The sequence below is a fragment of the Magnetospirillum sp. XM-1 genome, from assembly GCF_001511835.1.
Classification (GTDB): Bacteria; Pseudomonadota; Alphaproteobacteria; order Rhodospirillales; family Magnetospirillaceae; genus Phaeospirillum.
The window spans coordinates 2,542,575-2,559,249 of the sequence record NZ_LN997848.1; the positions used below are offsets into that span (position 1 = coordinate 2,542,575).

General features: G+C 63.7%; 11 protein-coding genes. 6 read left to right on the plus strand and 5 right to left on the minus strand.

Annotation, left to right across the window (positions count from 1 at the left end):
* Positions 1–316 precede the first annotated feature (316 nt).
* From XM1_RS11855 to XM1_RS11870, 4 genes are all read left to right on the plus strand, one after another.
* On the plus strand, positions 317–2,902 hold the full coding sequence (locus XM1_RS11855) for an autotransporter domain-containing protein (RefSeq protein ID WP_068433655.1): 2,586 nt from the start codon (positions 317–319) through the stop codon (positions 2,900–2,902).
* Positions 2,903–2,904: 2 nt separating this feature from the next.
* Positions 2,905–3,732 carry an alpha/beta hydrolase gene (locus XM1_RS11860; RefSeq protein ID WP_068433657.1) on the plus strand — a complete coding sequence of 276 codons (828 nt, stop codon included), beginning with the start codon at positions 2,905–2,907 and terminating at the stop codon, positions 3,730–3,732.
* A gap of 79 nt (positions 3,733–3,811) precedes the next feature.
* Complete coding sequence (locus XM1_RS11865; RefSeq protein ID WP_082700480.1) at positions 3,812–6,133, plus strand: caspase family protein; 2,322 nt, start codon at positions 3,812–3,814, stop codon at positions 6,131–6,133.
* A gap of 42 nt (positions 6,134–6,175) precedes the next feature.
* Positions 6,176–6,778, plus strand: coding sequence for a hypothetical protein (locus XM1_RS11870; protein ID WP_068433662.1), 603 nt, complete (start codon positions 6,176–6,178; stop codon positions 6,776–6,778).
* Positions 6,779–7,257: 479 nt separating this feature from the next.
* On the opposite strand, the gene XM1_RS11880 is transcribed toward XM1_RS11870, so the two are convergent.
* Positions 7,258–7,914 (minus strand): hemerythrin domain-containing protein, encoded by a 657-nt coding sequence (locus XM1_RS11880; protein WP_068433667.1) that lies wholly within the window; start codon positions 7,912–7,914, stop codon positions 7,258–7,260.
* 516 nt (positions 7,915–8,430) lie between these two features.
* On the opposite strand from XM1_RS11880, the gene XM1_RS11885 reads away from it, so the two are divergent.
* Positions 8,431–9,063, plus strand: a complete 633-nt coding sequence (locus XM1_RS11885) for a tyrosine-type recombinase/integrase (RefSeq protein ID WP_068433668.1) — start codon at positions 8,431–8,433, stop codon at positions 9,061–9,063.
* Between the two features lie 150 nt (positions 9,064–9,213).
* On the opposite strand, the gene fumC is transcribed toward XM1_RS11885, so the two are convergent.
* The gene (fumC, locus tag XM1_RS11890) at positions 9,214–10,596 is read right to left on the minus strand and encodes a class II fumarate hydratase (RefSeq protein ID WP_068433673.1); all 1,383 of its coding nucleotides are present in this window, start codon (positions 10,594–10,596) and stop codon (positions 9,214–9,216) included.
* 39 nt (positions 10,597–10,635) lie between these two features.
* Between fumC and acnA the strand changes: the two genes are divergently transcribed.
* Positions 10,636–13,347: an aconitate hydratase AcnA gene (gene acnA / locus XM1_RS11895; RefSeq protein ID WP_068437734.1), complete on the plus strand. Its 2,712-nt coding sequence runs from the start codon at positions 10,636–10,638 to the stop codon at positions 13,345–13,347.
* Here the strand turns inward: acnA and XM1_RS11900 are convergent.
* The 3 genes from XM1_RS11900 to XM1_RS11910 form a co-directional block, all read right to left on the minus strand.
* A complete protein-coding gene (locus tag XM1_RS11900; RefSeq protein ID WP_068433675.1) occupies positions 13,344–13,688 on the minus strand; it encodes a hypothetical protein in 345 nt (114 codons plus the stop codon). The genes acnA and XM1_RS11900 overlap by 4 nt on opposite strands.
* Entirely contained in the window at positions 13,685–13,852 is a 168-nt protein-coding gene (locus tag XM1_RS11905) for a hypothetical protein (protein WP_156428713.1), read from the minus strand. The genes XM1_RS11900 and XM1_RS11905 overlap by 4 nt, the downstream gene beginning before the upstream one ends.
* 154 nt (positions 13,853–14,006) lie before the next feature.
* On the minus strand, positions 14,007–16,658 hold the full coding sequence (locus XM1_RS11910; protein WP_068433677.1) for a cation-transporting P-type ATPase: 2,652 nt from the start codon (positions 16,656–16,658) through the stop codon (positions 14,007–14,009).
* Positions 16,659–16,675 lie beyond the last annotated feature (17 nt).

The window sequence follows — 16,675 nt, forward strand, 5'->3', positions numbered from 1 at the left end:
TGTCTCTGTGTTGGCGCTGCTGACGTGTTCCGGGGCGGCAATGGCCGGGGCCGGGGATGGGTTGATCTTCAGCACGACCGACGGCTCTATCTCCAACCAGAACACAGGAACCAGTTACTCGTCCGGTACGCTGACCATTGGCGGCTCTCAGACGGGCACTCTCGCCGAGAGCGGTGCCGGCGCAGCGATTTCTGGCGACGGGTCGGGTGTCACATCCCTGTCCGTCAATATCGGATCGACGCTCATGGGGGCCGGAGCCGCCAACCCCAGCGACAATACGGGCCTCAGTCTAACGGCGACCGGTCCTACCCTCGCCGTGACCGTCTTATCTGGCGGCAATATCTACGCCTCCAATGGCAGCGTCGGCGACGCGGTCTATATTGAATCAGCCCTGTCCTCGTTCACCAATTATGGGACCATCCGGGGCGGTACCGGCAGTGGCAGCAACGGCATTTCGATCGGGTCGGGCGGTAATGTTTCCGCCCTTTCGAACTATGGCACCATCACCAGTTCCGGCACGGCCCCTACCGTTTTCGTTCAGTCCGGATCGACGCTCAACAGTCTGACCAACCAGAGCGCCGGCACGATCAGCAACACCGGAGGCGGTCCTGCGGTGGAACTGAATGGGCTGACCAGCAACAGTACGATCACCAATTATGGATCGATCTCGTCGTCGAACGGCCACCGCGCCATTTATGTCACCGGGGGCAGCGGCACGACCACCATCGTCAACGAGGGAGCGGTAACGGGGGGAAGTGGGCAGAAGACTCCAACCGAAACCAGCTCCGGCTCAGGTGTCATGGTTGATACGGACGTGACGGGGGCTGTCACCATCACCAATCGGGGCACAATTGTCGGTGGCGCGGAGGGAACGAACTATTCCGCTGGCACCGCCGTCGATGTTGGCTCGTCCGGCTCGATTACCGTGAATAACTATGGGACCCTGAGCGCCGGTGCGGCCGGAAGTTTTGGCAATCCCAGAATTGCCCTCACATTTGATCTGGCCGGTGCGGCCGCGACATTCAACAATTACGGCGGCACCTTGAATGGTGGGATCGGGCTCTCTACCCATGGTGACCAGATCAATTTCTACGGCGGCACCCTGAACGGCAGCATCTACGGGATGGCGACCTCCGGCGGCGCCATGAACGGTACTGGTGCCGACATCTATTTCCGTTCCGGCACAACCACCGTCAACGGCGACATCGGCAAGGCGTTTGGAACCACCTTTACGTCCCAGGGACAGACTGCCTATGTGGGGCCGGTCAACTCGGTGACGCTGTCCGATGGGGCTACGCTGGCGTTTGGCCAGGATACCGAGATTCATGCCGGCGCCAGCAGTATCATCAACGGCGGCACCTTTGATCTTGGCACCTACAAGGTCACCTATAACCATTATGACGCGATGAACGTTTCCGAGAGCTTCAGCGGCACGCTCTATATGAAGACGACCATCAACGCCAATACCGGCAAGCACGGCTATTGGATTTTCACCAAGGCGAGCGGTCCGGTTGACACCACCATGTTCAGCAATGGCGTTCCCACCATTGTCCCCACGGTGGTCGGCACGGTTGCAACCGGCTCAAAGTATATCGTCATCCAGGACACCGATGGCCGCACCGTGGTCAATCTCCCCTCCGTGATCAATTCGGGCAGCTACCGCTGGACGGTCAGCACCGTGACCGGGGCCGGCCAGACCGACACCGATGGCGTGTCCTACGGCACCGGGTACAGCAACATCATCATCACCAATTCCGGTTCCAACGCGGCCGGTTCGGCCAGCGGCACCAACGGCGCGGGCGTCAAAGCCATTGCGTCCTATTCCGGCAGCAACTCGGCCATGACGGCGCTGTCCAATGCGGTCAACAACCTGACTTCGGCGGCCGAGATCGAGAAGGCCGGCGCCCAACTGCGCCCCTCGGCCAACGGCGCCACCACCCAGGCGGCGCTGGGGGCGGTGGGCCAGGCGGTCAACACCATCTCGGTGCGCACCGACAGCGTGCGCGCCGCCTCGGCGGAGACCGGCGGCGGCACGGGCGTTTCCTCGGGTGAAATGCTGCGCGGCCTCGGCGTCTGGACACAGGCCTTCGGCTCGGTCGCCAACCAGGATCGCCGCTTGGGGGGCGACGGCTATACCGCCGACACCTACGGCGTGGCCTTCGGCGCCGACGCCAAGGTGGCCGAGCCTCTGCGTCTCGGCCTGTCCTTCGCCTATGCCCGCACCGGCGTCGACGATGCCGGCTCGCGCGAGGGCTCGGGTCAGACCATCAACTCCTATATCGGCAGCCTCTATGGCACCTATACCGCCAACCGTTGGTACGTAGACGGGGCGCTCACCTACGGCCATCACACCTATGACGGTATCCGCGTCATTAATGTTACCGGCGCCGCCCGCCAGACCGCCAAGTCGTCCTATGGCGGCAACCAGTACGGCGCCAAGGCCGAGCTGGGCGTGCCCTTCGCCGTCGGGGCGGGCATCACCCTGACCCCGCTGGCCGGCATCGCCTATAACCACCTGCGCCAGGACGGCTACACCGAGAAGGACGCCGCCGCCGCGCTGACCGTCGGCTCGTCCAACACCGATTCCATCAAGTCCAGCCTGGGCGTCAAGGCCGCCGCCACCGTCGCCCAGTGGCGCGAATGGAACGTCAGGCCCAATGCCCGGGCGGTGTGGAGCCACGAGTTCAACACCAAGGCCCACGACCAGACCTCGGCCTATGTGGACGGCGGTTCCTCCTTCACCAACACCGGCACGGACGCCGCCAGCGAGTCCTTCACCCTGGGCATCGGCCTCGACCTGGCCTCGGTGCGCAACACCACCCTGTCGGCCAAGTACGACGCCGGCCTTTCCGACCGCTATGTCAGCCATACCGGTTCGCTCCAGGCCAGGATGGAGTTCTGAGGATGAAGCGGGCCGTCTGCCTTCTGGCGCTGGTCATCCCGTTTCTGGGCGGCTGCGCCACCCTGGACCGGGACGCCAACGCCGATGCCATCGCCGGGCCGGCGGGGCTGACGCGGATGCTGATCAAGACCGATCCGTTCGTGCTGACCACCTTTGCCCGGATCACCGACCTCAATGCCCCCATCGACATCTACATCGAGGGAGATGGCCTCGCCTGGGTGTCGCGATCCGAGGTGTCGCTTGACCCGACACCTCGTGAAGCCATGGGGCTGCAGTTGGCGGCCCAGGACCGCGCCCCCAACGTGGTCTATCTGGCGCGGCCCTGCCAGTTCACTGCCAGGGCGAAGAATCCCGCCTGCGGCATTCCCTATTGGACAGGCAAGCGATTCGCGCCCGAGATCATCGCCGCCATGAATCAGGCGGTCGACCAAGTGGCCGCCCATGCCCCGGGCCAGAAGATCAACCTGATCGGCTATTCCGGGGGCGGGGCCGTGGCGGTCCTGGTGGCGGCCAGGCGCCAGGATGTGGCGAGCATCCGCACCGTGGCCGGCAATCTCGATCATGCCGAGGTCAATCGCCTCGCCAAGGTTTCCCCCCTGTCGGGTTCGTTGAACGCCATCGACGCGGCGGGGCAATTGGCCAAAACGCCTCAGATTCACTTCAGCGGCAGCGCTGATTCCGTTGTTCCTCCGGTTATCGCCGATCGATTCCGTCAGGCCTCGGCATCGCCTTGCGTGAGCGTAAGGACGGTACCGGGAGCGACCCATGAGACCGGCTGGCGGGAACGTTGGGCCGACCTGTTGCGCGAGCCGCCGCGATGCGGAAGCTAGAAGGCGCCTGACGGCAGCGCGATGACAATCGGCTCGGCTTGGCTATACTGGTACGCCTATTGCGGAGGGGGGCTGGTTGATGCGTCGACTTGTGGGGGCGTTGGTTGGGGCGTTGGTGTTGACCGCCCACAATCCTGCAGTTCAGGCCCAGGGGAAGTTTTCAGTCATTCAGCGGCAGACGCAGTCGATCGGACAGGCTGTCCAGCGCAACGTTGAACGCATATTCCGGCCCAAACTGGTGGTGGCGGAAGGAGCCACCGGAGGGGTCAGCGCGCTGGCCCTTACCGGGGACGAGCACACCCTGGTGTCTGCTGTCGGCAACAATACCGTCAGAGTATGGGATCTATGGGTCGGCCAGGAAGTCGCCCGTTTGAAGGGGCATCAGGCCCGGATCGCCGCCGTGGCGGTGGCATCCGATGGGAGCCGCGCGGTAACCGTCGGCGAGGACAGGCTGGTCAAGGTCTGGAACCTGAGAAACCTGGGTGAGGTCACCAATCTCGGCCAACACCCGACCACCGTTACGGACGTCGCCATCGCCGCCAGCGGCGCTCGGCTGGTCACCGCCGCCGATGACGGACATGTCCGGCTGTGGTCCCTGCCGGATGGGCGTATCGAACGGGAGTTCGCGGCCCATGACTCCGGGGCGACGCATGCCCGCTTCCTGCCCGGAGGTACGACGCTGGTGACGGCCGGAGCCGATGGGCATCTCAGGATATGGGATCTCTCCACTGGTCAAAAGGTGGCGGATCTTGACGGCGGAGCCGCCATAACCGCCCTGGCGGTCAATGCCGACGGAAACATGGTGGCGGCGGGGACACGTCGCGGCAAGATCCATATCTGGCGCCCCGACGGCGGAGACGTGGCGTCTTTCAGCGGTGATTCCACCAAGATCACCAGCATCGCCTTTTCTCCGAAGGTGGCGGGACTGTTGATCGGCGACGATGACGGGGCAATCCGTTTCTGGCCCTATCTTCGTGGCGGCGACACCCGTGAATTGGGCAAGCATGACAAGGCGGTAACCCAGGTCATCGCCAGCCGGGTCGGCGAGATGGCGCTTTCCGCCTCGGAGGATGGCACGACGCGCCTATGGAATTTGAACAGCGGATCAACTCTGCTCCGCTTGATTTCCACGCAGGCCGGTTGGGCGGTGATCGACGCCAAAGGCCGATATGACGGAAATCAGGATGCCTTGGACGGCATCGAATGGCAGGCCGACGACAACGTCGCCAAGGTGGAGGATTTCGCCGAAACCCACTATGAGGCGGCGCTGTTGCCACGAACCGTGGCGGGGGGCGCCAACATCGCCGATGTCAGCAGCATCCCGGACGGCGTGCCCTTTCCGGCCAAGGTGGAGATCAAGGCTGAAAACGAACCGACCCGTCAAAGGCGGGTCACGGTCGAGGTGGTGGCTGCCGATGACGGCGGCGGGGTGGCGGAAATTCGCCTGTACCGGAATGGGAAGCTGATCCCCGGCAATGCCGGCGAGGTCGTGAAGAGATCCATTGGCGGCAAGGATGAACTGGTCGGCCGATATGATGTCGAACTCGGTCCGGGGCGCAATACGCTTAGCGCCACGGCGGTCAACGCCGAACGGCTGGAGAGCCGGCCCAAGCGGGTCGTCGTCGATGCCGGCGCCGCGATTCAGTTGACAGGAAAGCTGCATCTGGTGGTGGTCGGCATCAACCGCTATGACCAGAAATCGCTACAACTGTGGTTTGCCCGCCGGGATGCCGAGTCTATTTCCCGCTTCCTGACGGCGCCGAACCATGTCCCGCTTCCCATTGCCGAGGTCATCCCGCTCATCGACGAGGGGGCAACCAAGGCGCACATCCTCGAAACATTGGGGAAGTTGCGCTCCGTTCCTCCGGAAGACGTCGTGGTGCTGTACATGGCCGGTCACGGTGTCAGCGTCGGTGACGAATGGTATTTCATATCCCAGGAGATCCACATTCCCGCCGATGAGACGCAATTGGCGGGGGTGGCGCTATCAGCCCAGGATATCAAGGCGGCGATGGAGGCGATGGCCGCCGAGCGGACCTTGGTTCTGATCGATACCTGCAATTCCGGAGCCGCGGTGTCGCCGCTCAATGATTATCGCGGCCTGAAGTCGCTGCGCCTGATGGCGCGGACGGTCGGGACCCATGTGCTGGCGGCGACGGATCGGAACCAATACGCGCTCGAGATTCCCGAACTGCGCCACGGCGTGTTTACCTACGCGCTTCTGGCGGCGCTCGGAGGCAAGGCGGCCCGGCCCGACGGCCTGGTCACGGCAAAGGGGCTAATCCAATATGTCCAAGAGGAAGTCCCCGCCCTGGTGAGCAAATACCCCGAATATCCGCAATACCCCACGGGATACTCCCGCGGGACCGACTTTGCCGTGGCGGGTCGGGGCGCGCACTAGGATCGCATCCAGATCTTCCTGCAATGTAAGGAATTGGGAAGAATGAGTGAGTCTTGTCTCGGTGGGCTGGAATTTCGTTGCCTGGACGCCATGCGCACGGCGCGATCAAAATTCTTTGACGACCTTGTGACCTTCGCCCGACAGCATCATGCCAACCAACCTTCCCCTGGAAAGGGTGGCAAGGAACTGCCCGTTGCCATACTGAGAAGTGACAATGCCTATCAGATCGCCGAGTTCTACTTCCTGATCGAGGAGTTTCGCCTGAACGATCCGGAAAGGATCGGGGCCTTCATCGATCACCATAACCGGGATATGGTGGCCATGCTTGACGCCCCGGACATCCTCAAGCAGCAAGGAGTGGCGCGCCAGCGTATCGAGGAAGCCGTCTTTTCCCCAGAGCAGAGGGCGAAAGTGCTTGAGAATGCCGGTGCCGGCAGGTTACGCCTTGATCAGTCCGACATCGGACGGTTCCTGGCGCCGCTGATCTCGCCCGAGACCTGTCGGAAGACGCTGGTTGCTCTGGCGGATGGCGGTTTGTTGGATCGGCGGAATATAGGACAGGTGATCGTTGCCTCTAACGGGGTTATCGAGGGGTATTTTCGCAGTCACCTGCGCCAGGTGGTCAACGCCATCTCAACCAGGTGATGCAAGTGATCGGGATTTGGTAGGGGACAGGACGTGAAACGAGTTGCTCTTGTGTTGGTTGTCGTCGGAACGCTTGCGGGATGCGCTACGGCTAAGACCGAAGCCGGCCCTGGCTCTACCGTTTCAGTTCAGCCTCAGACGCCATCTCCAGCCCCTGCGGACGTTCCCGATGGCTCATCGGATGATGTGGCGACAGCACCAGGAGCGGGCGTGCGAGTTCGTGGTATCGATCCTGATGCGCAGAAGGGGCTTGTTGATCGAATGAAGGCGTGTTGCGGCCCGGCGAAATAGGGCAGGGCCGTCCCGAACTCACTGATCGCTGACCCGAACCTGAGACCGGCTCCTGCCTTTGACCGGAAGCAATCAGGGGAACAGGTCACCCGCTCCCGTAGCGGTTCGACCTGCGGTGCTTTCTCGCCCCAGTCGCGGCAGGCCCCGAGCGGGTAATTTCGTTTGGACGTCGTGGCGTACCGGGGGTGTCAGTCGCTTAAGTCACCCTCATCTTCCCACTCGTGCTCGGTCCACCACTCGGCCTCGAATCCGTCGCAGGTCTCGCCGTAGGCCCGGCACATGAAACAACCGTCACCGCGCGTGAGCGTCGAGTCTTCGACCGGCGGATAAACGAGCAGCAGGGCCGCGCCGTCCTCTCGCGCGGCCGCCTCAGCGTCGTTCATCGGTCGATCCGACAACTCGCGAACGCCGCATCGGTAAAGCCGCTCGGCCCCTTCCGGGTACAAGACGGAATTTTCCGCGTCGATATGACGCCAGAGCGCGTGTGAGTAACGGGTTGCCAGAGCCTGAAGCCGAACACGATCGTCCTCGGATTGCGGCCTTTGTTCGAGCAACGGCGTCATCTCGCGCAGCCAGCCCCCCATCTCGGCGTGCTCGTGCGCCACGGCATACAATGGCCCGCGGTCGCCCGGCAGTTCCGCCTCCGTCACGAGCGCCTCGAAGAACACGCCCTCCTCGCGATCATGATGGAAATGGCCTGCGAACTCAGTGAAGAACGCAGCGAAGCGTCTGCCGTCAACCGGGTCCGCAGCCCCGTCAACGAGCCTGTCCACATATACGCGAAGGGATCCCAGCACCTGTTCGATCAGCACGTGTTCGTCTTGGAGGGCATCGATCAGCTTCATTGTTGTTTCATCCTGGTCTACCGCTCCGGTCCCCATGCACCATCACCCGGCGCCGATGCTGCGCCGCCTCAATGCGGCTTCAGCGCCAAGCATGTTTAATCGGGTCGAGGAACGTATCCATGACGTTCATCAACAGGGGCTTTCCTGGAAATGTCGGGGTCTTTGGGGACGCAATGTGTCGGCATGCTGCCGTCAATGCACCGTGCAGACCATGGATGCGTGGGAAGGCGGGGGATTCTGATGTGAATTCAATGAGGTGGTGGAAATTGGGGGCGGCCGGAAACGTCGGGAAACGGTGTTTTTCGCTTCAATGAAATCAGACGGTTAGGGGATGGTTTTGGACGGCTGAAAGCTGCCATGTCGAAGAGTGGCGGGCCAGCGGCACAGGCCGCTATGCGCCCATAGCGGTCATCCTGCGGATCAGTACCGTCCCCCGTTAGCGGCCATTGCGTTGAAGAACTGTCGCAGCGGCTACCATCCTCTCCTCAGTCACAATTGGCCAAGAGGAGAACGGCTATGGGACGCTCCGAATTTGATCCATGTGCGAAAGATCAGCGACCGTGGAACGCTGGACGGAAGGTTGGCGCCAAGCGTGCGCTGAAGCCGCAGCAAGTTTGGGCTATCCGGTTCTGGTTGGATCGAGAGCAGAGGTTGCGCGACCGCGCGATGTTCGACCTGGCGACCGACAGCAAGCTTCAAGGGTGCGACATCGTCAAGATCAGAATTGGAGATGTCGTCAGAGGCGGGCAAGTTCGCCCAAGGGCGATCGTCGTTCAGCAGAAAACCGGCCGGCCGGTTCAGTTCGAGCTCCTTGAACCCGCTCGCAACAGCATTCTTGCCTGGCTCGATCGTCGAGGAGGCACGCTTGACGATTTCGTGTTTCCCAGCAGGGTCGATCATACCAAGCACATCAGCACTCGTCAGTATGCGCGTCTCGTCGATGAATGGGTTACTGGGATCGGTCTGCGTCCGGAGGACTACGGAACGCATTCTCTGCGCCGCACCAAGGCGTCCATCATCTACAAGCAGACGGGCAACCTGCGCGCCGTGCAGATCCTGCTTGGCCACACCAAAATCGAGAGCACGCTCCGCTACCTTGGCGTCGACATAGAGGACGCACTGCATCTTGCAGAAAGCACCGAAATATAAGGCTGGAGAGAACTCCTCGGCTTCAATGCCGAGGAGTTCTGCCTGCTATCCGCATGACCTGAGCCAAACCCAACTCGGTCGGTATCACGGCAAATTAGGGGGGCGGTAGACCGAAATCCTGATGACGTTGACGGCAGGCTGCGAGCCGCGTCAGACCATGATCGTCGGGTCCACCCAGACGTCGAATTGCTCCGCCGTCACGTAGCCTGTCGCCAGGGCGGCTTGGCGCAGGGTCGAACCCTCGGCGTGAGCGCGCTTGGCGATCTCGGCGGCGCGGTCATAGCCGATATGGGGCGCCAGCGCCGTCACCAGCATCAGCGACTGCTCCAGCAATTGGCCGATGCGCTGCCGGTTGGCGCTAATGCCGCGCACGCAATGGCGTTCGAAGCTCGCCATTCCGTCGGCCATGAGGCGGACACTCTGAAGGAAATTGTGGGCTATCAACGGCTTGAAGACGTTCAGCTCGAAATTTCCCGAGGCGCCGCCCATTGTGATGGCCACATCGTTGCCCATCACCTGGCAGCAGGCCATGGTCAGAGCCTCGCACTGGGTTGGGTTGACCTTGCCCGGCATGATCGAACTGCCCGGTTCGTTTTCCGGCAGGCTGATCTCGCCCAATCCGCAGCGCGGCCCCGAAGCCAGCCAGCGGATGTCGTTGGCGATCTTCATCAGTGCAGCCGCCAGGGTCTTGACGGCGCCGTGCATGGCAACCATCCCGTCATGGGCCGCCAAGGCGGCGAATTTATTGGCGGCGGAAACGAACGGCAGGCCAACATCCGCAGCCAATTGCGCCGCCACACGGGCGCCGAATTCCGGGTGGGTATTCAGGCCGGTCCCCACTGCGGTGCCGCCGATGGCCAGGGGATACAAGGACGGCAGCGTGGCGAGCAGCACCGCCTCGGCATGATCCAACTGCGCCGCGTAGCCGGAGAATTCCTGTCCTAAGGTGAGCGGCGTGGCGTCCTGAAGATGGGTGCGGCCGATCTTGACGATAGCGGCGAACTCTTCCGTCAGCCCTACCAGACTCTTTCGCAGGCGGGTGAGTGACGGCAGCAGGCTTGTCACCACCGCGACGGCTGCCGCCACATGCATGGCGGTGGGAAAGACGTCGTTGGAAGACTGCCCCAGATTGACGTCGTCATTGGCGTGGACACAGCGGTTCAGTCCGCGCTCACCCCCCAGGATTTCGGAGGCGCGGTTGGCCAGAACCTCGTTCATGTTCATGTTGGTCTGGGTCCCCGAGCCGGTCTGCCAGACCGACAGGGGAAATTCCTCTCCATGCTGGCCGGACAGCACCTCCTGCGCCGCAGCGATGATGGCATCGGCCTTGCCGGCGGCCAGCAGGCCGAGCTCGGCATTGGCCCGGGCGCAGCCCCCCTTCACCCGCGCCAGGGCGGATATCAGTTCCATCGGCATGCGTTCGCCGGATATGGCAAAATATTCCAGCGACCGTTGGGTCTGGGCTCCCCATATATGAGGCTCGGGCACCGGGATGATGCCGAAGGAATCCTTTTCCGGCCGAGTGGCGTTCATGCGCGGCTCCTCTCCAGGCTGACCTCGTTGGAGATCATCATGCTCCCAGATCCGTTCGGCGCGTTGCGCAATCTTTCGCTCGGCCATGAAAGGCTTTCCCGCTATTACGCCTTGGCCGCCCTGGATGCCGTGACCGATGGTCCGGTGTCGCGCCTGCCGGTATCCATCCGCATCGTGCTGGAATCCGTGCTGCGCAATTGCGACGGCAAGCGAATCACCGAGGAGCACGTCCGTCAGTTGGCCAATTGGCGCCCCGACGCGCCGCGCACCCAGGAAATTCCCTTCGTCGTCGCCCGCATCGTGCTGCAGGACTTCACCGGCGTGCCGCTGCTGTGCGATCTGGCGGCCATGCGTGGCGTGGCCCAGGCCTTCGGCAAGAACCCGAAGATCATCGAGCCGCTTGTTCCGGTCGATCTGGTGGTCGACCATTCCGTCCAGGTGGACCATTACGGCGAGGCGGATTCACTGGACCTCAACATGCGCCGGGAGTTCCAGCGCAACGCCGAACGCTACCGCTTCATCAAATGGGGTATGCAGGCCTTCGACACCTTCCGGGTGGTGCCGCCGGGCATCGGCATTGTCCATCAGGTCAATCTGGAATTCCTGGCGCGCGGCGTGCTCGAGAAGGACGGCATCACCTATCCCGATACCCTGGTCGGCACAGATTCCCACACCACCATGATCAACGCCCTGGGCGTGGTCGGCTGGGGCGTCGGCGGCATCGAGGCGGAGGCCGGCATGCTGGGCCAGCCCCTGGTGTTCCTCACCCCCGACGTGGTCGGTGTGCATCTGCACGGACGCCTGCCCGAAGGCGCCACCGCCACCGATCTGGTGCTGATTCTTACCGAACGTCTGCGCCGCGCCAAGGTGGTGGGCAAGTTCGTCGAGTTCTTCGGCGAAGGCACCCGCTCGCTGGCGGTGCCGGACCGCGCCACCATCGCCAACATGGCGCCGGAATACGGCGCCACCATGGGCTTCTTCCCGGTGGATGAGGAAACCGTCAGGTATCTGGAGGCCACCGGCCGCACGGACAGCGAAATCGAGGTCTTCCGCGCCTATTATTCTGCCCAAGGCCTGTTCGGCATGCCCATGCCGGGTGACATCGATTACAGCGAGGTGATCGAGTTCGACCTGGGCTCGGTTCAGCCCTCCATCGCCGGCCCCAAACGGCCACAGGACCGCCTGAACCTTTCCGACATGCGCCGCGCCTTCACCTCCCTGTTCTCCGCCCCCGCAAAAGACGATGGTTATGGCCGACCGGCCGAGGCGTTGGGCCGGCGCCATCGGGTGGAGACAACGGCCGCCGCCGATATCGGCCATGGCGATGTCCTGATCGCCGCCATCACGTCGTGCACCAACACCTCCAATCCCGGCGTCATGCTGGCCGCCGGCCTGCTGGCCCGCAAGGCGGTGGCGCTGGGGCTGAAAGTGGGGCCACGGGTCAAGACCTCCCTGGCTCCGGGTTCGCGGGTGGTCACCGAATACCTGGCCAAGGCCGGGCTGCTGGGAGATCTGGAATCGCTGGGCTTCGGCGTGGTCGCCTATGGCTGCACGACCTGCATCGGCAATTCGGGCCCGCTGATGCCCGATCTGGAGCAGGCCATCGCTGCCGACGATCTGGTCTGCGCCGCGGTGCTGTCGGGCAACCGTAATTTTGAGGCCCGCATCCACCCGGCGATCAAGGCCAATTTCCTCATGAGCCCGCCGCTGGTGGTGGCCTTCGCCATCGCCGGCCGCATCGCCATCGACATGACTCAAGAGCCGTTGGGGACCGGCAAAGACGGCAAACCGGTGATGCTCAAGGACATCTGGCCGAGCGGCCGTGAGGTGGCCGACGCCCTGCTCGTCGCCACCGATCCCGAGCTCTATCGCCGTCTCTACAGCGATTTCGTCCACGGCAATCCGCTGTGGAACGACATCCCGACCCAAACCGGGCCAGCTTATGCCTGGGAGACGTCAACCTATATCGCCGAACCACCGTTCTTCGAACGCTTTTCCCCGCAGCCCGCCGGCGTCGGCGACATCGTCGGCGCCCGTGCCCTGGCGATTTTCGGGGATTCGGTCACCACCGACCATATCAGCCCGGCCGGCTCCATCGCCGTCTCTTCACCCGCTGGGCAATACCTGCTGGCCCACGGCGTCGCCGCCGGCGATTTCAACAGCTATGGTGCCCGGAGGGGGAACCACGAGGTGATGATGCGCGGCACTTTCGCCAACGTCCGCATCCGCAACCTGATGCTCCCCGCCAAGGTCGACGGATCGCGGGTCGAAGGCGGCCTCACCCTCCATCAGCCCGAAGGCTCGGAGATGCCGATCTTCGATGCGGCAAGCCGGTATCAGGAGGCGGGCATTCCCTCCATCGTCTTCGCCGGGACCGAGTACGGCACCGGGTCCAGCCGCGACTGGGCGGCAAAAGGGCCGAAGCTGTTGGGCGTCCGGGCGGTGGTAGCGCAAAGCTTCGAGCGTATCCATCGCTCCAATCTGGTGGGGATGGGGGTGCTTCCGCTGCAGTTCCGGGACGGCGAGTCCGCGGCGTCTCTGGGGATCGCGGGGGATGAGGAATTCCATGTCCGCGGCCTGAGCGGGGTCTTGCGGCCCAGGCAGGAAGTCGTCTTGGAGATCGTCAACCGCCAAGGCCGTAGCCGTGCGATCAGCCTGCAATTGAGGGTCGATACCGCCATCGAGCTGGACTATCTCAGCCATGGCGGAATCCTGCCTTATGTGCTTCGTGACTTGCTGGCGGCGGGTTAGTCCGGGCTCGGCAGTGTCGGGACCGGCAAGAAAAAATTGGAATCCGTCAGGGTGATGGCCGAGATGATCCGCGTTTCCCCCTGTCCATCCAGACATCTGAGGCGGACATGGAGAAGGCCGTCGACGGCGGTCCATATCCGGACGACTTCCCAGACCTTGTCAAACTGGTCCATGGCCTTTCTGAAACGGTCGCCGAGCCGCAGGGGGGAGACCGGCCGCCCCAGCCGCAGGAACTTGAACAGGGCACGTCCCGCCTTGACGGCCGGTCCCGCATGGCCAGCCTCCAGCACCATTGGGGCCAGAGGCTGGCCGATCGTCACCCCACGGAATCGGGCTGTCATTGGAGCCGCCTTTGCGTCGTGAGGATGAGAGCCTCCATGGCGCCCATCTCGATGCCATCGCACGCCATCAGGCAATGGATGATGGGGTCGCGCAGCACATCCTCCAACAGCGGCTCATGGTCGCCGAAAGTCGGCAGACTCCCTGGCAATGGCCTGGGCCGCATGAACTTGTTCCACGGATGAGACATAATTGACACCAGTAGTTGAGGCAACTTCCATTAATCCCAGCCACGCCTACACAACCCGACACAAGGTATGAAAAATGAATAAAATCCAATAAATACAGTACACGATATTATCTATTTTCGCGATTTAATATTATTTATTTTGCAAAACTCCATGGCGGACGAACAATTTCCTCACCTCTTCCGCCAGCAGCAGCGCGGCGAACAGGCATGCCCGCAGCCAATCGCCCCACATCAGGGGGGCCGTTGCGAATAAGATATTGCCCAGCGGCGAATAGACCAGGGCGGTGATCAGAACCCCCTCGAAGGCCAGCCCGGCGGGGATCAGGCGGTTGGTCCGGGGACCCAGCCAGAACGCCGACCGGTCATGGCTGCGGCAGACGAATAGATTGGCCATCTGCATGATCACCACGGTGGCAAGGCAGGCGGTGGTGGCATGCAGGTACAGCACCGAATCCGTTGGAAGTTCCTTGCCCCAGAACCAGCCTCCGGCATGGAGGACCGCGAAGAATGCCGCCATGGCGCCCGCCGCCTGCAAGGGGCCGAGGAAACCGTAGGCGCGGACCAGCAGGGCGGTATCGATCAAGCGTTCGCGGCGGGCGCGAGGCGGGCGATTCATAACGTCGGCCCGGGGCTGCTCCACCGCCAGGGCCAGGGCCGGCACCATGTCGGTGCCCAAGTCGATGGCCAGGATCTGCGCCACCGTCAAGCCCAGCGGCACGCTGAACACCGCGAACAGCAGGTAGGGCACCATCTCGGGAATGTTGGAGGTCAGGATGTAGGTCAAGAACTTGCGGATGTTGTCGAAGACGGCGCGCCCCTCCTCGATGGCGGCGACGATGCTTGCGAAATTGTCGTCCAGCAGCACCATGTCGGCGGCCTGCCGCGCCATGTCGGTGCCCGACGCTCCCATGGCGATGCCGATATCGGCCTGCTTGAGGGCCGGGGCGTCATTGACGCCGTCGCCTGTGACGGCCACCACCTCGCCCTTGGCCTGCAACGCTTCGACGATGCGCCATTTCTGGTCGGCCCGGGTGCGGGCGAAGATGATCTCCGGGGCGTCCAGCGCCAACTGAAGTTGGGTTTTGGAAATGCGTTGCAGGTGATCGCCGACGATGATGCGCGGACGGTGCCGGGTGACCAGCCCCACCTGGCGGGCCACCGCCTCGGCGGTGCGGGGATGATCGCCGGTGACCATCACCACCTTGATGCCGGCCACGCGGCAGCGCGCCACCGCGTCGGGAACCTCGGGACGCGGCGGATCCTGCAAGCCGACCAGGCCCAACAGCACCAACTCGTTCTCCCATTCCTCCTTGGCGGTACCGGGTTCCATCTCCCGGCGAGCCAGGGCCAGCACCCGCATGCCCGCCTCCGCCATATCGATCTCGGCCTGGGCGAGGGCCTTGCGGTCGGCTTCGGCGATCGTCCGGACGCCGTCGGAGCCGGCGATCCGGTCGCAAAGCGGCAGCAGCGATTCCAGCGCCCCCTTCACATGCAGCACCGGACCGCTTTCCCCGGAATAAAGCAGCGCCATGCGGCGGCGGGAGGAATCGAAGGAAATCCCGTCGAGCGGTTCGACGGCGGGCATACCACCTGCCAGGTTCACCAGGGCGATCTCGGTCGGGTCGCCCACCAGCTTCTGGTCCACCACGTCCAGGGTCTGGCACAGGCCGGCGGTTTCCAGGGCCAGCCTTCCGGCCAGACCGCCCGCGGCGATGGAATCGGCCTCCATCAGACGGCCGGCCATGAAGGCCCGCCGGGCCTGCATGCGGTTTTCGGTCAAGGTACCGGTCTTGTCGGTGCAGATGACGGTGGTCGAGCCCAGGGTCTCCACCCCGGTCAGCTTGCGGACCAGCACGTTCTTGCGGGCGAGCCGCCGGCTGGCCATGGCCAGGGCCAGGGTGACGGTGGGCAGCAGCCCCTCGGGCACGTTGGCGACCATCAGCCCGATGGCGAAGATGGAGGCGTGCCAGATCTCCATGCCGCCGGCCATGCCGATGGCGAAGAACGCCACGCCGCTGCCCGCCGCCATCAGGGTGATGATCCGCGACAGCCGGATGACCTCCTTTTGCAGCGGCGACGCCTGTTGGCCCGCGGTCTGGGTCAGGTGGGCGATGGCGCCAAGCATGGTGCGCATGCCGGTAGCGAAGACCACCGCCTCGGCCTCACCGGAAGCGATATCGGCTCCGGTCGGCAGAACGTTGCGGGCCTCGCCCGGCTCCGCCGAAGAATCAGGTTCGGAATCGCGGACCACCGGCACGGATTCCCCGGTGATGGAGGCCAGGTTGACCTGAACGCCCATGGAGCGGACCACGCGGCAATCGGCCGGAACCGCGTTGCCCTCCTCCAACACCACCACGTCGCCCGGCACCAGTTCGGTGACCGCGACCTCGACCAGTTCACCGCCGCGCCGGACCTTGACCTTGAGCGGCAGCAGCAGGATCAGGGATTCCAGGGCGCGCTCGCTGCGGTATTCCTGCCAGAAGGAAAAGCCGCCGTTGATGACGATCACCAGCACGATGGCGATGGCCAGGGTTCCCATGCCCTGGCCGGGCTGCCGGGTCTCGGCGAACAGGGCCATGCCCGCCGCCAGCCACAGTACCACCGCGAACAGATGGGTGAACTGGCGGGCGAAGCGCAACGGCAGGGGGTCCGAAACGATCCGCTCCACCTGGTTGACGCCGAACTCCGCCAGACGCCGCGCGACCTCTGCGGCGGAAAGGCCCTCCGACGAGGTGCCCAGGGCCTCGTAAACCGCTTCGGCCGGCAGGTCCTGGATGCGCATGGCCTATCCTTTCCGCA

Coding starts and splice junctions, on each gene's coding strand:
- XM1_RS11860 (WP_068433657.1), top strand. CDS start 2,905: ATGAAGCGGGCCGTCTGCCTTCTGGCGCTGGTCATCCCGTTTCTGGGC.
- XM1_RS11865 (WP_082700480.1), top strand. CDS start 3,812: ATGCGTCGACTTGTGGGGGCGTTGGTTGGGGCGTTGGTGTTGACCGCC.
- XM1_RS11870 (WP_068433662.1), top strand. CDS start 6,176: ATGAGTGAGTCTTGTCTCGGTGGGCTGGAATTTCGTTGCCTGGACGCC.
- XM1_RS11880 (WP_068433667.1), bottom strand. CDS start 7,914: ATGAAGCTGATCGATGCCCTCCAAGACGAACACGTGCTGATCGAACAG.
- XM1_RS11885 (WP_068433668.1), top strand. CDS start 8,431: ATGGGACGCTCCGAATTTGATCCATGTGCGAAAGATCAGCGACCGTGG.
- fumC (WP_068433673.1), bottom strand. CDS start 10,596: ATGAACGCCACTCGGCCGGAAAAGGATTCCTTCGGCATCATCCCGGTG.
- acnA (WP_068437734.1), top strand. CDS start 10,636: ATGCTCCCAGATCCGTTCGGCGCGTTGCGCAATCTTTCGCTCGGCCAT.
- XM1_RS11900 (WP_068433675.1), bottom strand. CDS start 13,688: ATGACAGCCCGATTCCGTGGGGTGACGATCGGCCAGCCTCTGGCCCCA.
- XM1_RS11905 (WP_156428713.1), bottom strand. CDS start 13,852: ATGCGGCCCAGGCCATTGCCAGGGAGTCTGCCGACTTTCGGCGACCAT.
- XM1_RS11910 (WP_068433677.1), bottom strand. CDS start 16,658: ATGCGCATCCAGGACCTGCCGGCCGAAGCGGTTTACGAGGCCCTGGGC.